Origin of the sequence: Oryzifoliimicrobium ureilyticum (assembly GCF_037199735.1) — a bacterium.
GTDB lineage: Bacteria > Pseudomonadota > Alphaproteobacteria > Rhizobiales > Rhizobiaceae > Rhizobium > Rhizobium ureilyticus.
The window spans coordinates 100838-114868 of record NZ_JBBBVQ010000014.1 but is presented as its reverse complement, the minus strand read 5'-3'; the positions used below and the strand labels follow the sequence as shown (position 1 = coordinate 114868).

Genomic DNA, 14031 nt, shown 5'->3' with positions numbered 1-14031 from the left:
CAGCAATCGAAAATCCACTGTCACTGTCTTCACTCCCTATCAAGCGCCATCCTTGGTATTGCTGCTCAAGCATCTCCAGTGCTCCAGATGGCTAGCATCGTGCCACCTTCACACCTGCCCACGAGATTGTCGGGATGGAGCATTTTAGCTTCCTGTCGATATCGCCGGGCTGAAGCGGATCAGGCTGAGGATCTCGAACAGCATTTGAGCTCCGGCATGCGCGGTGTTGGTGGTCGCATCATATTGCGGCGCGACCTCCACGACATCGCCGCCGATGAAGTTCAGGCCTTTCAGCCCATGAAGGATGTCCAATGCCTGTCGACTGGTCAGGCCGCCGATTTCCGGTGTGCCAGTGCCTGGCGCAAAGGCAGGATCGAGGCTGTCGATGTCAAAAGAAAGGTAGGTCGGCCCGTTGCCGACGACTTCGCGGGCCTTGGCGATTACCGCCTCGATGCCCATCTTGCCGATCTCCTCGGCATGAATCACTGTCATGCCGCTCTCGAAGGAGAACTCCCATAGATATTCGGCCGCACCGCGAATGCCGATCTGGATCACCCGCGTCGGGTCCAGCACCCCATCGAGGACAGCGTTGCGGAACGGGCCGCCATGGTGGAACTTGGTCAGGTCATAGGCGCCGCCGGTATCACAATGTGCATCGATATGGATCATGCCGACCGGCTGGTCACGCCCGACAGCCTTCAGGATCGGATGGGTGACCGAATGGTCGCCGCCAACGGAAAGCGGAATGACGCCGGCGTCGACCACCTGGTTCAGGCGCTTCTCGATGTCTTCGTGACACATTTCCAGCCGGTAACGGCTACGGAACGCTACGTCGCCGATATCCGCGACCTTCATCTCGAATGTCGGCGCGGTCTTCAGCACGTGGTTATAGGGGCCGACGCGCTCGATGGTCCGCACCGCCCGCGGTCCGAAGCGGGAGCCGGGACGGTTGGTGACGCCGAGATCCATTGGCACGCCAATCAGCGCTACCTGCAGGCCGCCAAAATCAGGATTTTCGGCATCGACTGCAACCAGTGGCGCGTCGAGGAATGTCGAGACGCCCGCATAGGGTGCTGCGCGCGTGCCGCTCGCCGAGAAGATACGATCAGCGATAGCACGAAATTCCGGATCGTGGATGGTGCCCCCATGGCCTTCGCCATATCGCGCCCGCAACTCTTCCAGCTTGTTCTTGTCGAAAGTCATGTCCGTCTCTCCCTCAATATCTTAAGGATGGGCACGCGCCGTTTCCAACGCTTCGAAATGGTCGGCGATCTCTTCGCCCATGGCGATCCACACATCAGATTTCGCCTGCACGTATCTCAGGAAGTCGCAAAGCAGGTGCCAGCGCATCGGTCGACCGGAAACCTGGGGATGCAGGACCAGCGTGGTGATGCCGCCCCAGGCATGGGTTGCCTCGAATTCGTCGATCCACATCTGCAACACCGTTTCCCGGCCGAAGATCGGCCGCGAACTTGTGCGACTGGTCATGCCGAAATTCCAGTCATCGAAGGCAAAGTTGACTGGGATCTCGATCAGCCCCCGCTCACCGCCGTGCTCAGCGTGGCGATAGGGCAGGATATCATCGCGGAAGCAGCTGGAATAGCGCATGCCGGATTTCGCAAGATAGGCAAGTAGCTCCGGGAAATTCTCGCCCGAGGGCGCGCGGTAGCCAACAGGTCTCACGCCGAGAGCCTGTCGCAGTGCCTCATAGCCGCGGTCGATCTCCTCAAATGCTTCGTCGAGCTTCTCGCGGTCGGGGCATTTGTGGATATAACCGTGATGGCCAATCTCATGGCCCGCCTTCAGGATCGCTTCGCATTGCGCCGAGTGCGCCAGCGCCGTCCAGCCGGGAATGAAGAAGGTTGCCGGCAGAGAAAGCTCGTCCATCAGTTCGACGATCTTCGCAATGCCGACGCGGGCATCGTAGCCGCCATGGGAGGTCGTCACCATGCGTTCGACATTGGAAGGGTTGTTGCCGATCCAGGCGGTCTCGGCATCGACGTCGAAGCCGATGAAGAGCGCACTTTTCGCGCCATTCGGCCAGATCATCGGCGGCGTCGCGGGGGCTGGATTGAGTGGGCGGGGAGAAACGTCATGGGCCATGAAAGACACCCCAGTGATGGTGTGGTTGGAGACGCGCCATACTATTCGGTGGCCCGTTTCCTAATGCGGTGACGGGTCTGGTCCGCCAACCTGCCCCGGCCGGTCCGGCATGGGGCATGCACCCGTCGTGCCGAATGGCTGGCTTACTTCACGGCTTCGGCGTTGACGTAGATGCCGTCGAGCGCTGCTGCCTCGAGGTTCCACTTTGCGAGGATCGTCTTGTATTCGCCGCTCGCCATGATCGCCTTCATTGCAGCGATATAGGCGTCACGCAGTTCGGTATCCTTCTTGGCGAAGCCGATGCCTTGGTAGACGGCGGTATAAGGCTTGCCGATCGCCACATAGGCGTCCCTTTCCAGGTTCATCAGGTAGGGAACCGTTTCCGATCCCTGCACAGCGGCATCGACGCGGCCCTGCTTCAGCTGGGTGCGGGCGTCGGCAGAACCTTGGGTGCCGACGACCTTAATGGCCGGCAGCCCCTTGGCTTCGCAGTTGGCGGCGCTCCACTTTGCCGTTTCATCGGGGAAGGACGTACGGCGGCTCATGCCGACGGACTTGCCGCAGAGATCGGTTTCGGTCTTCAGCTCGTCCTTGCGGGCGGCGACCGTGTAGAACTGGGCGCCAGACTTCATGTAGTCGACGAAATCGAGCGTCTCGCGACGTTTCTCAAGATCGCTCATGCCCGAATGGATGAGATCAACGCGGCCGGTGGTGACGGAGGGGACCATCTGCTCAAAACCGATGTCGGTCCAGTCGACCGTGGTGCCGAGCTGCTTGGCAAGCGCCAAGCCTATATCGATGTCGAAGCCCATCAGCGTGTTGGTCGCCGGATCCTTGTATTCCATTGGTGGGTAGTTCGGCGTGTTGGCGACGACGACCTTGCCGGCGGACCTGATGCGCTCCGGCAGGCCTTCGGCGCCTACGGCGGTCGCGGCCAGAATTGCCGCCAGGGCAATAAGAGCAGTCTTCATGAAAGTTCCCTCTTCTTAGTTTGGCTGGATTGCTGTCTGCTTTTGCTTTGCTTCCCGGCGTTTACGCCCGCCAGTCTAATCAAACGTGGACGGCCTTGATAAATTCGGCCGTGCGCGCGCTCTTCGGCGCGCTCAGCACTTCCGAGGCCAGCCCGGTCTCTACCACCTTGCCCGCCTCCATGAAGGTAACGGTATTGGCGACGTTGCGGGCAAAGCCGAGTTCGTGGGTAACGACGATCATGGTCATGCCCGAGGCCGCTAGATCCTTCATCACGTCGAGCACTTCCGACACCAGTTCCGGATCGAGTGCCGAAGTCGGCTCATCGAACAGGATGAGATCAGGCTGCATGCCCATGGCACGGGCGATCGCCACACGCTGCTGCTGGCCGCCGGAAAGCTCGGATGGGTAGTGGTTGGACTTGTCCCCGAGACCGACGCGAGCGAGAAGCGCCACCGCCTCCTCGCGCGCCTTGGCTGCCGGCTGGCCGAGAACCTGGATAGGGCCCTCCATCACGTTCTCGACCGCCGTCAGATGGGGGAAGAGGTTGAAGCGCTGGAACACCATGCCGATGTGGCGCCGCTGGCTGGATATTTCCTTGTCGCTCAGTTCATGCAGGTTATTGCCATCGCGACGATAGCCCATCAGCTCGTCATTGACCCAGATGGCACCTTCGTCCATCCGCTCCAGAAGGTTGATGCAGCGCAGGAACGTGCTCTTGCCTGAACCCGACGGGCCTATGATGCAGGCGACTTCGCCACGCTTCACTTCCATCGAAACCTTGTCTAGCGCCCTAAACGCGTCGAAGTTCTTACCAACACCGATCGCCTTGACCAGAATATCCTTTGTCATGTCCACCTCACATCGATGCTCTGATGGATTTCGATCCACGGCCATAATAGCGCTCGATGCGTTGCTGGAGGACGGACAGAACGGACACCACGACGAGATACCAGAAGCTTGCCACCAGCAGAAGTTCGAGAACGCGGGTGTTGGCATAGTAGATGACCTGCGCATTGTGCAGGATCTCTGAAAACTGGATGACGCTGGCAAGCGAGGTGAGCTTGACCATGCCGATCACCTCATTGCCGACTGGCGGCACCATGACGCGCATGGCCTGCGGCAGCACGATCCGGCGCAGCATCTTCATCTGCGTCATGCCGATCGTGCGGGCAGCTTCATACTGACCGGAATCGACCGACAGGAGGCCGCTTCGCACCACTTCGGACGTATAGGCGCCCTGCTGGATGCCGAGGCCGAGCATGGCGGCCACGAAGGGCGTCATAACGTCAACGGTGCGGAATTCAAACAGGCCCGGAACGCCGAGCGTCGGGAAGATCAGCGCCAGATTGAACCAGATCATCAGCTGCAGCAGAGCCGGCGCGCCGCGGAAGAGCCAGACATAGCCGATCGCGATCCATGACAGGACGGGGTTGCCCGAAATGCGCATGATGGCGGCGACCGTCATGACCAGCGTATTGACGAGGCCTTCAAGAATCACCGGCGCGAACAGGAAGTCCCTCACATAGGACCACTCGATCTGGCCGACGCTGAAGGCGCGAATGAGGGCGGCAAGCAGCAGGATGACGATGCCGGCCGCGACGGTGCGGCCGACATGCCGCTTCGGCACGAGTTTTAGGTGAGCGATCTCGTATTTCTGTTCGAACGTCGTGGGCGAAGTTTCGGCCATGCTCATCGGATACCTCTAGACGGTTCAGAAGAAGACGCGGCACTTGGCGGCAGCATCTCGAACGAAGCAAAACGCGCCTTGTCTTCAAGGGCGGCGTTGAAGCGTTCGATCTGCTCGCGCACGCGGGCTGGCGAGGTCGAGCCATAGCCGGTGCGACTTGCTAGCGCGCCTTCGAGGGTGATTGCATCGAGTACGCCGGGCCTCAGGCGGTCGTCGATCTTCCGCAGATCTTCGGCGCGGAGTCCGGCCAGATCGTGGCCATGCTCTTCGCAGTAGCGTACGACCGCGCCGGTGATTTCATGCGCCTGTGCGAAAGGCACGCCCTCGGATACCAACCAGTCGGCCACTTCTGTTGCAAGCGTGAAGCCCTTAGGCGCCTCTTCGCGCAACTTGGCGACATCGAATTCCAGCGTCTCGACCATGCCGGCGAATGCCGGCAGGATCAGTTCGAGCACGTCGATGCTCTCGAACAGCACCCGCTTGTCTTCGGCGAGATCGCGGTTGTAGGCAAGCGGCATCGCCTTCATCGTAGCCAGAAAGCCGGTGACATTGCCGATCAGCGTGCCGGTCATGCCGCGCGTCAGTTCGGCTATGTCCGGGTTCTTCTTCTGCGGCATGATGGAGGAGCCGGTCGAATAGCTGTCATGCAGCTTTACCCAGCTGAATTGTTTGGAAGCCCAGATGCAGATTTCCTCTGCAAGCCTCGACAGGCTGACCGTCGCAAGCGAGCAGATGAACAGGAATTCGGCGACATGGTCGCGGGCAGAAACAGCGTCGATCGAGTTTTCGCAGGCCGCCGAATAACCAAGTTCGACCGCGGAAAGATCAGGACGACATGCAATTCCGGAGCCTGCAAGTGCTGCGGCACCTAGCGGCGAGCGGGCGAAGCGGCGATCGAATTCCTCGAAGCGCTCCAGATCACGCAGCAGGCTCTGGGCATGCGCCATCAGGTGATGGCCGAGCACGATCGGTTGCGCTGGCTGGAGATGGGTGAAGCCCGGCATAACCGTCTCGACATGCTTGGCGGATTGCGCGACGAGCGCCTTCTCCACCTCGATGATGCCGCTGGAGAGTTCGCGGGCCATGCGGCGCAGGTAGAGGCGGGTATTGTTCGACGTCTGGTCGTTGCGCGATCGGCCGGCGCGCAGCTTGCCGCCCAGCGTGCCGAGACGCTGCATCAGCAGGCGTTCGACGAAAGTATGAATATCCTCGTCGGAGGCGATCGGGTGTTCTCGCTTTTCCGCGATATCGGCCTCAATCCGGTTAAGAGCTTCGCGGATCGTGGCGAATTCCGCCTCATCCAGCACGCCGGCACGCTTCAGTTCGGACGCATGAGCGCGGGAACCGGCCAGATCTTCACGGTACAGGCGGAAATAGGAAGGGTGCGCGCGGGAAAGATTGGCAAGCGCTTCGGATGGGCCGGACTTAAAACGTCCACCCCAGAGCTGTGTCGGCTCCGACATATGTGTTCCCTTATTGTTGTAAATTGAGGCAAGGATTTCACGTGGCCGCATTTGCAGCAAACGAAGAAAATGACTTGGGCTATGACAAAAACGACTAGGCATGGCACTGCCTCACCCTTAATCTGGATTGGACTAATGTTCCGCGTGGGTTTGAAGTGTCGGGTCGCAAACAATTTCCGTCGATGACGGCGCTACAGGTCCTGCTGGCTGTTGCCGAACGAGGATCCACAAGTGCTGCGGCCGAGCCGGTTTCATTGTCGCAGAGTGCCGTCAGCAAGCAGTTGCTGGGATTGGAGGATCTGATCGGCGGACCGGCCTTCCTGCGAACCCCGAACGGCATGGTGCCGACCGAACTCGGTGCAATCTACATCGAGCATGCGCGTACGGCGATCAAGGCGATGGAGGATGCGGCGCTGAAGGTAGCGCGGCTGAAACCGGGCCCGCGCGTGCTGCGCCTCCAAGTGCCCCCGATCTTTGGCGACCGGTGGCTTCTGCCGCGTTTCGCACGGTTCACCGAGGCCCATCCAGAGATCGAGGTCCAGTTCACCACCTTCGTATCGAAGACGCAAACTGAGGTGCCGGATGGGATGGCCCGTTTCGTCGTCGAACCGCCTAATGGTGAGGAAGGTGACTATCTCTTTGGCCGTGACATCCGCCTTGTCAGCGCACCATTCTACTGGCAAAAACACGGAGAGCCAGAGACAATTTCTGCTGCGGCGACAGGGGTTATGCTGGAGCACCCGCAAACACCGTTTCACTGGCGCTTCCTTGCTGCCTCCCATGGTGAACCTACCTTGAAGGCTCGCCATACGACCCTTTTCGGCTATTACACGATGGTGATACGCGCTGCACTCGCCGGGCAGGGCATGGCGCTCATTCCGCGAGGGCTTATCGTCGATGATCTTGCGGCGGGAAAACTCATCAACCCATCAGGTCTTGGTTATCGGAGCGACTACGGCTATTGGTTTACGCGGCCCAGCAACTTGCCGACGAGCCAAACCATAGCCCTGTTCCAGAAGTGGATTCGAAACGAGGCAATGGCCGTAAGCGACTGTTAGCACGTCATCTGCCTGAGGCTGAAAAACTCTTGTAACGCTTGGTGCTGCTCGGAAAAATCACTGGCATAATGGACCAATAAACTGCTCTTGATGAAGTTTGAACCTTCGGCGTTCGAATTGACCCTCTAACCACCTGAAACTGCCTACGCTTCTCGTTTACGGAGCGACAGCTACTTCCTCAACTTTGAGCATTTCATTTGGTTGGCGCGGTTCGACAAGCCGGTCATCAGCATGAATTGCCGTCGTGGGTGGCACGTCAAAAAATACGATCATAACCTCACGGTTCAAATAGCAGGTGATGTTGACCTTTCTAAGTTTTGGACTCGCTCCAGCGATTTTGTAGTGAGCGGCTATCGCCCCGTATAGCGGGCCCAGGGTCGGTCGGCTTGTCATTTAGCTTCTGTTCCAATGGATGACTGACAGCAGGAGATCGTCTTCATCGGCGCGGATCCCAAGAACAAGCGGCTATTCGGACAGAGCTGGATGCAAGCGCGTTGGAGAGCACCGAAAACGCGCGGAACGCTAGCAGGATATCTTGTCCGTTCCCGGCTTGGCAAACGCTAGCAGTATGACGGCGGCAAATGCGGATCGGACCATCCACGAGTCTTCTGCGCCGCCTGCTTCGCACCATAGTCTTCGCGATCGCTGCACATGCCCTGCCCATTATTGCCGCACCCTTAGCTTTAGTGCCGGCACTCGACAGCACTCTTAACGCTACGCAAACCATATCGGCAATATTAAAGGCAACATGAAGGAACTTATAAAGACCACCCTGTAGGCTTTGATGTAAGGCAGGCAAAGCAATGCAGATCGATTTACAAACCCTTTGGTATTTAACCGTCGGAACGCTCCTGGTGTCAGCGTCGCTTCTCCTTTGGGAAAGGCAGGCTCATCCAGGTCGCGCAGGCGTGCTCGGTGTTCTGGCCTCGGCACTATTCGCATTTATTCTCGGCTGCGTGCTTGCAATGAACCGCGCCTACTTTCCGGTCGCACTCGGCATGGGGGCGATCAACCTCCTAATGATGTTGGGCTACCTTCTGGTCCTTAATGCCATCGCCGGCCTCGACGGGAACCGGTATCTCTGGTCGTCCGTTGCAGCGCTGAGCTTCATAGCAATCGCCTGGGGAATTGCTGGCACGCACTTCCCGGCCGCCTTCTGGAACTACGTCTCGTCTATCCCCATCGCGGTGACCTGTAGCCTGACAGCATGGATACTTCTGCGCAGCCGCACGGTCCAGCGATTGCGCTCACGCCCGATCGCAGTATCGATCTCGGCCGTCCATGGTCTATTCTACTTTGGCCGTGCTTTCATTGCCCCTGTTCTCGTTGAGCGGTACGGACAAGATATTATCACCATCGTCGCGAAGGCGACGATGTACGAGGCCGTCTTGTACTCGGTAGCTATGCCGATGTCCTTCCTGATGATCATTCGCGAAGAGGAAAAGCTCCACCTGCTCCGCATGTCACAAACCGATCAGTTGACCGGACTTGCAAACCGTCACGCCTTTTTTGAGCAGGCGTTGCGGATGCTCCAAGAGCGGCATGGCGACCCAGTCTCACTTCTCGCCTTCGACCTCGACCACTTCAAGGCGATCAACGATCGTCATGGACATCCGACCGGAGATAAGGTTTTGCAGCTGTTCGCCGAAGCAGCCCGCGAGGAAGCGGGGCCGGGCGCACTTGTTGCCCGGCTTGGCGGTGAGGAATTCGCTGCGCTTCTGCCACGCTGCAACCATTCCCAAGCTCTCAGTCGTGGCTCTGCGATCGCAAGCCGGTTTGCCGAAGCAGCCGCTCGGGCAGAGGGCTTGGAAACCCATGCCACTGTCAGTATCGGCCTTGCGACACCAGACTGCCACGACCTGGCAGAGATGCTTGCAAGCGCCGATGGCGCGTTGTACCGCGCGAAAGCACTTGGGCGGAATCGCATTGAGACGGCACGGCCAAGCGAATTGCTGCAGTACCCCTCAGCCAATCCCTTGCATCATCAGTTGCGGGTAGTGGCGACAGGAGTGTCCTGATTCGATGTTGCGCTTTTAGACGAGAGCGCCTTGAAAAAATAAGAACGCGCGACCTGTGAATGGTCAAAGAACTCGTCGCGCTGATCATCCAATTTAGTGGAGAGCTTGCCTTCAGGCTGCAGGCATGGACGCAAGTCCTCCCATGTCTTTCGGGTGTCGGTCTTGCTGCCACTTGAAAATGTAGCCCCGATGCTGGCCCCCTTAATATTGCGATCCTGCAACCGGTGGATTGATCCGCGCGAACCCCTCCTGACGGTAATAGGGAAAATGAGGATATGGCGGGGTAACGGCGCTGGCCTCATCCAGCTTCGCGATCTGTTCCGGCGACAGCGTCCAGCCGATTGCACCAAGGTTCTGGCGAAGCTGTTCCTCGTTACGCGCGCCGATTATTACCGAGGAGACCGTCGGCCGCGATGTCAGCCAGTTAAGCGCCACTTGTGGGACCGTCTTGCCCATGTCGGCTGCAACAGCTTCTAACGCATCGACAACACGAAACAGATGTTCGTCTTCGACGGGCGGGCCGTAGCTCGCCGTATTGTGCAACCGACTGCCTTCAGGAAGGGGCGTGCCACGTCTGATCTTGCCGGTGAGACGGCCCCAGCCGAGCGGTGACCAGATCAGGGCACCAAGCCCCTGGTCGGCGCCAAGCGGCATGAGATCCCATTCATAATCTCGGCCGATCAGCGAATAATAGACCTGATTGGCGACATAGCGAGGCCAACCATACCAGTCAGCGATTGCCAACGCCTTCATGATCTGCCAGCCGGAGAAGTTTGATACGCCGACATAGCGGACCTTTCCATCTCGCAAGAGAGCATCAAGCGTGGAGAGAACCTCCTCCATCGGCGTATGGGCATCGAAGGCATGTAGTTGCAGAAGGTCGATATAATCCGTTCCCAGCCGTTTCAACGCTACCTCCACAGACCTGATCAGGCGGAATCGCGACGAGCCAGCCTCATTCGGACCATCCCCCGTAGGAAGGCTCGTCTTGGTGGAAATAAGTACGCTGTCGCGCCGCCCCTTGATGGCCGCGCCGAGCACTTCCTCAGATGCGCCGTTGGAGTAGACATCGGCAGTATCGAAAAGTGTGACGCCGGCCTCTAGACAGATGTCAATCAGCAGGCGCGCCTCTTGAATATCCGTGGTTCCCCATGCGCCAAAGAGAGGTCCGGTTCCGCCGAAGGTGCCGGCGCCAAAGCTTAACACGGGAACCTTGAGACCTGATCGACCGAGAAAACGATAGTCCATTGTATGATCCTTTCGATCAGAAGCTGAAGGGTTGCAAACGAGCAGAGCGCTGAGCGTTGCCCATCGCCGTATTGCCGGCATCACGGATGAATGTGCTGAGCAAGCAGAAGCCAATCAAATCGAGCACGCTATCGAATGCGGAGGCTTCCGTCGCCAGGAGACGGAGCGCCAACGCCACGATCCGTCTCGCAACATTGAAGTACGAAACAAGACATAAACCTGGCACCTTTGATGATATAGTCTCCCATGCGTCACATCATTTATGAACTGAAAGACAAATGGCTCGATCCGAAATCAATCGTAGCGGCGAAATGGAGGTATTCGTTTGTGTCGTTGAAAGGGGTGGGTTTTCGGCGGCTGCACGCGCTTGCCGCATGACGCCGTCCGCCGTGAGCAAGCTTGTCAGCCGCCTCGAAGCACGGCTCGGCGCACGGCTGATCAATCGCTCTACAAGAGCGTTCCAAATCACGCCGGAAGGATGTGCATTCTATGAACGTGCGACACGCATTCTGTCAGATATCGCAGAAGCAGAACAAAGCGCTGGGATTGGGGAGCAGCCGACCGGACGTATTCGGCTCAACACCAGCGCCTCTTACGCCTTTCACGTTCTGGCCCCGATCCTGCCGGAGTTTCTGGATCGCTATCCAAGCGTGACGCTCGATCTCGTGCAAACCGATACAGTCGTCGATTTGCTAGCGGAGCGGGCCGATGTGGCAGTGCGTGCCGGTCCGCTCAAAAGCTCCACTCTCGTCGCGCGTAAGCTGGGAGACACGGCGATGGTCGTCGTCGCCTCGCCTTCCTACCTTTCTCGCTTCGGCAAGCCCCGAACATTGGAGGATCTGGAAGGGCATAATCGACTGGGCCTCGGATATGTCCGCTCGGTGGATGGCTGGCCGATGAAGAAGGGAGCCGAAACGATCACTGTTCCCTCGGTGGGACGGGTCCAAGCCAGTGACGGCGAGGGGCTGCGCCGATTGGTACTGAACGGTATTGGCTTGGCGCGTCTCGCCGAATTTACGGTTCGCGAGGATATTGCCGCCGGGCGTCTTGTACCAGTGCTGGAACAGCTAAACGCCGGTGATCGCGAAACCTTCCACGCCATCCATCTCGGCCAAGGCGGACCGCTTCCCTCGCGCATACGGGCGCTGCTCGATTTTTTGGGGGAGCGCGGCCGGATTTCCTGAAAACCGGCGTTCGCTGCAGATAAGCCGGCACATCAGATGCCGGCGAAGGCCTCGCCGCAGATGTCACGTATGAAATATGAATCTTCATGACCCGCTTTCTAAGGCCGGGGTCAAGTCAATTTCCATAGGATCCGCATTCTCTGTCGACGCGATTACACCACCTGGAGGCCTTGCTTTTGCGACCGCCTTGCGGCCCGCAGCCACTTCGTAACCTTTTGCTTCAGTGCGTTGTACCGACTCAATTTACAGCAAGCTCCTGCCTCCGGTTTGCCCAGCCGCACACTCGCTGCTCGATGACGGCGAAGACCGAGTAAAGGGCAATACCAAGAAAGGCGAGAGCGAAGAGGCCGGCAAAGGCAAGCGGTACATCGAAGCTCGACGTCGCCATCATCATGACCGTGCCGATCCCCAAGTTCGACGCCACTGTTTCGGACAGAACCGTGCCAACAAATGCAAGCGTCACAGCCACTTTCAGCGAGGCAAAGAAGTAGGGCATGGCACGCGGAAGACTGACGTTCCAAAGAACCTGCATGCGGGTGGCGCCCAGCGCTTTCAAGACGTCCTCCATCTCAGGCTCGGTTGTTGCAAGACCGGTGGCCACGTTCACGACAATTGGGAAAACACAGGTTGTAAGGGCAGTAAGAATGGCTGGAACCGTCCCTGACCCAAACCACAAGACAAAAATCGGAACGACCGCAACCTTCGGGATCGACGAGAAGCCCACGAGAAGAGGATAGGCCGTTTTGTAAGCGGTCCGCGACACGCCGACCAATACGCCGAGTGCAACGCCGACAATCGTCCCGAGCAAAAATCCCACCATAGTGGTGGCAAGCGTCTGCAAGATGTTTGGCCAGAGAGCCGGCATCTGGACGATAAGCGTTGTGAACACGACGCTCGGACGCGGCAGCACAATGGGGCTGATCTTGAAGATCACGCATGAGAATTCCCAGGCGATGAAGACAAGCACGATGAGCGAGACGGATTTCAGGTTTTCCTTGACATGAGGCGACAGCATCAGGGCTTCCCCACTTCTTGGCGAGCCGCAAAAATTAGTCGCCGCAAATCGTTGGTCAGATCCGTGAATTCGTGCTCGAATGTGGTCTCAAGCGTCCGTGGTCGTGCAAAGTGGACCACGCGATCCTCGGTCACGCGTCCGGGGCGGGCGCTCATCACGAGAATGCGGCTTGCAAGGAACGCCGCCTCGCGCAGGTCATGGGTCACGAGAAAGACGGTCGGCTTGTGATCCATCCAAAGATCCTGAAGGATGGCCCACAATTCTTCCCGCGTAAACTGGTCGAGCGCGCCGAATGGCTCATCAAGCATCAACAGCTTCGGGGAGTGTATGAGCGCGCGGCAGAGGTTGGCCCGCTGCAGCATGCCGCCCGACAATTCCCAAGGACGGCGATCACCAAAGCCAGCGAGCCCTACCTTCGCCAGAAGGGCATCGGCCCGCTCCCGAAACACCGAATTCTTGTCACGGCTAAAGGTGTCAGAATAGGGTTTGACGATCTTCAACGGCAACATGATGTTCTGTCGGATCGTCAACCAGGGAAGCATGGTCGGATTCTGGAATGCCATACCGATCCCCACCTGCTCCGCTCCGACTTCCCGCCCGGCGACAAATACGACGCCTTCTGTAGGTCTAAGGAGGCCCGCTACGAGTTTCAGGATAGTCGATTTTCCGCAGCCAGATGGCCCCACCATGGCAACGAAGTCACCCGGCCGAACTGTTAAATTTGTCCGGTCGAGGGCCAGGAAGGTATCTTGCCCCTTGCCAAAGCGCACCTGAACATTCTCAAGCTGTGCAATCCTAGCCGTTGCCTGCTCAGGCGCCGTGACTGCTGTCGTCATGTCACCTGTCCCTGTCTGGTCTGCTGCTCGAACGCCGCCACCGCCGCCCTGGCGATATCAAGATCTTGTTCTCCCGTCCCAGACCCAACGCCGATCCCGCCGACGATCTGGCCATTGACCATGAGCGGCACGCCACCGAGCAGATTGGTCATTTTCCCAGAGGTAGCCTCGGCAAGCAGCATTGCCTTGTCGGCTGAGATGTTGCCTGTCGGGTGACCGGTCGTGGCAGCCGTCATGGCTTTACGAGTGGCACTCTCGATCGAGAGGACACGTGAGCCGTCCATACGAATGAAGGCCATGAGATTGCAGCCTTCGTCGACAACGGCGATGCATTGCGGCACGCCCATCGCTTCGGCAGCTTCAACGGCTGCTGCAAGAACAAAAGAGGCGCCCTTGTGTGTGAGCTTTACGGTTGATCTCGTCAACGTCATCGTCATCGTTCGTATT

Annotated in this window: 14 protein-coding genes; 3 read left to right on the top strand and 11 right to left on the bottom strand. The window is 58.6% G+C overall.

Annotated elements, in window-relative coordinates; translation table 11 throughout:
* Positions 1-144: 144 nt before the first annotated feature.
* The 6 genes from speB to argH form a co-directional block, all read right to left on the bottom strand.
* On the bottom strand, positions 145-1203 hold the full coding sequence (gene speB / locus VQ830_RS18705) for an agmatinase (protein WP_337269671.1): 1059 nt from the start codon (positions 1201-1203) through the stop codon (positions 145-147).
* A gap of 21 nt (positions 1204-1224) precedes the next feature.
* Positions 1225-2103, bottom strand: a complete 879-nt coding sequence (locus VQ830_RS18700; RefSeq protein ID WP_337269670.1) for a polysaccharide deacetylase family protein — start codon at positions 2101-2103, stop codon at positions 1225-1227.
* Between the two features lie 143 nt (positions 2104-2246).
* Positions 2247-3074: an ABC transporter substrate-binding protein gene (locus VQ830_RS18695; RefSeq protein WP_337269669.1), complete on the bottom strand. Its 828-nt coding sequence runs from the start codon at positions 3072-3074 to the stop codon at positions 2247-2249.
* A 79-nt stretch (positions 3075-3153) separates the two neighbouring features.
* Positions 3154-3924, bottom strand: a complete 771-nt coding sequence (locus VQ830_RS18690; RefSeq protein ID WP_337269668.1) for an amino acid ABC transporter ATP-binding protein — start codon at positions 3922-3924, stop codon at positions 3154-3156.
* 7 nt (positions 3925-3931) lie between these two features.
* The gene (locus VQ830_RS18685; RefSeq protein WP_337269667.1) at positions 3932-4768 is read right to left on the bottom strand and encodes an amino acid ABC transporter permease; all 837 of its coding nucleotides are present in this window, start codon (positions 4766-4768) and stop codon (positions 3932-3934) included.
* Positions 4765-6225: an argininosuccinate lyase gene (gene argH, locus VQ830_RS18680; protein ID WP_337269666.1), complete on the bottom strand. Its 1461-nt coding sequence runs from the start codon at positions 6223-6225 to the stop codon at positions 4765-4767. Before argH ends, VQ830_RS18685 begins: the two co-directional genes overlap by 4 nt.
* 182 nt (positions 6226-6407) lie before the next feature.
* Here argH and VQ830_RS18675 point away from each other — a divergent pair, with 182 nt between their 5' ends.
* Together VQ830_RS18675 and VQ830_RS18670 are read left to right on the top strand one after the other, a co-directional pair.
* Entirely contained in the window at positions 6408-7283 is an 876-nt protein-coding gene (locus VQ830_RS18675; RefSeq protein ID WP_337269721.1) for a LysR family transcriptional regulator, read from the top strand.
* Positions 7284-8086: 803 nt separating this feature from the next.
* Positions 8087-9301 carry a GGDEF domain-containing protein gene (locus tag VQ830_RS18670; protein WP_337269665.1) on the top strand — a complete coding sequence of 405 codons (1215 nt, stop codon included), beginning with the start codon at positions 8087-8089 and terminating at the stop codon, positions 9299-9301.
* A 201-nt stretch (positions 9302-9502) separates the two neighbouring features.
* Here the strand turns inward: VQ830_RS18670 and VQ830_RS18665 are convergent, their stop codons facing one another.
* Positions 9503-10549: an aldo/keto reductase gene (locus VQ830_RS18665; RefSeq protein ID WP_337269664.1), complete on the bottom strand. Its 1047-nt coding sequence runs from the start codon at positions 10547-10549 to the stop codon at positions 9503-9505.
* 16 nt (positions 10550-10565) lie between these two features.
* The gene (locus VQ830_RS18660; protein WP_337269663.1) at positions 10566-10727 is read right to left on the bottom strand and encodes a hypothetical protein; all 162 of its coding nucleotides are present in this window, start codon (positions 10725-10727) and stop codon (positions 10566-10568) included.
* 100 nt (positions 10728-10827) lie between these two features.
* Here VQ830_RS18660 and VQ830_RS18655 point away from each other — a divergent pair, with 100 nt between their 5' ends.
* A complete protein-coding gene (locus tag VQ830_RS18655) occupies positions 10828-11733 on the top strand; it encodes a LysR family transcriptional regulator (RefSeq protein WP_337269662.1) in 906 nt (301 codons plus the stop codon).
* A 238-nt stretch (positions 11734-11971) separates the two neighbouring features.
* On the opposite strand, the gene VQ830_RS18650 is transcribed toward VQ830_RS18655, so the two are convergent.
* From VQ830_RS18650 to VQ830_RS18640, 3 genes are read right to left on the bottom strand one after another with little or no spacing between them, the layout of a single operon-like run.
* Positions 11972-12748 carry an ABC transporter permease gene (locus VQ830_RS18650; protein ID WP_337269661.1) on the bottom strand — a complete coding sequence of 259 codons (777 nt, stop codon included), beginning with the start codon at positions 12746-12748 and terminating at the stop codon, positions 11972-11974.
* Complete coding sequence (locus VQ830_RS18645; protein WP_337269660.1) at positions 12748-13584, bottom strand: ABC transporter ATP-binding protein; 837 nt, start codon at positions 13582-13584, stop codon at positions 12748-12750. Before VQ830_RS18645 ends, VQ830_RS18650 begins: the two co-directional genes overlap by 1 nt.
* Positions 13581-14021, bottom strand: a complete 441-nt coding sequence (locus VQ830_RS18640) for a GlcG/HbpS family heme-binding protein (RefSeq protein WP_337269659.1) — start codon at positions 14019-14021, stop codon at positions 13581-13583. The genes VQ830_RS18645 and VQ830_RS18640 overlap by 4 nt, the downstream gene beginning before the upstream one ends.
* Positions 14022-14031 lie beyond the last annotated feature (10 nt).

Excerpts from the sequence above, each read along its gene's own strand:
- speB (WP_337269671.1), bottom strand. The coding sequence starts at position 1,203 with ATGACTTTCGACAAGAACAAGCTGGAAGAGTTGCGGGCGCGATATGGC.
- VQ830_RS18700 (WP_337269670.1), bottom strand. The coding sequence starts at position 2,103 with ATGGCCCATGACGTTTCTCCCCGCCCACTCAATCCAGCCCCCGCGACG.
- VQ830_RS18695 (WP_337269669.1), bottom strand. The coding sequence starts at position 3,074 with ATGAAGACTGCTCTTATTGCCCTGGCGGCAATTCTGGCCGCGACCGCC.
- VQ830_RS18690 (WP_337269668.1), bottom strand. The coding sequence starts at position 3,924 with ATGACAAAGGATATTCTGGTCAAGGCGATCGGTGTTGGTAAGAACTTC.
- VQ830_RS18685 (WP_337269667.1), bottom strand. The coding sequence starts at position 4,768 with ATGAGCATGGCCGAAACTTCGCCCACGACGTTCGAACAGAAATACGAG.
- argH (WP_337269666.1), bottom strand. The coding sequence starts at position 6,225 with ATGTCGGAGCCGACACAGCTCTGGGGTGGACGTTTTAAGTCCGGCCCA.
- VQ830_RS18675 (WP_337269721.1), top strand. The coding sequence starts at position 6,408 with ATGACGGCGCTACAGGTCCTGCTGGCTGTTGCCGAACGAGGATCCACA.
- VQ830_RS18670 (WP_337269665.1), top strand. The coding sequence starts at position 8,087 with ATGCAGATCGATTTACAAACCCTTTGGTATTTAACCGTCGGAACGCTC.
- VQ830_RS18665 (WP_337269664.1), bottom strand. The coding sequence starts at position 10,549 with ATGGACTATCGTTTTCTCGGTCGATCAGGTCTCAAGGTTCCCGTGTTA.
- VQ830_RS18655 (WP_337269662.1), top strand. The coding sequence starts at position 10,828 with ATGGCTCGATCCGAAATCAATCGTAGCGGCGAAATGGAGGTATTCGTT.
- VQ830_RS18650 (WP_337269661.1), bottom strand. The coding sequence starts at position 12,748 with ATGCTGTCGCCTCATGTCAAGGAAAACCTGAAATCCGTCTCGCTCATC.
- VQ830_RS18645 (WP_337269660.1), bottom strand. The coding sequence starts at position 13,584 with ATGACGACAGCAGTCACGGCGCCTGAGCAGGCAACGGCTAGGATTGCA.
- VQ830_RS18640 (WP_337269659.1), bottom strand. The coding sequence starts at position 14,021 with ATGACGATGACGTTGACGAGATCAACCGTAAAGCTCACACACAAGGGC.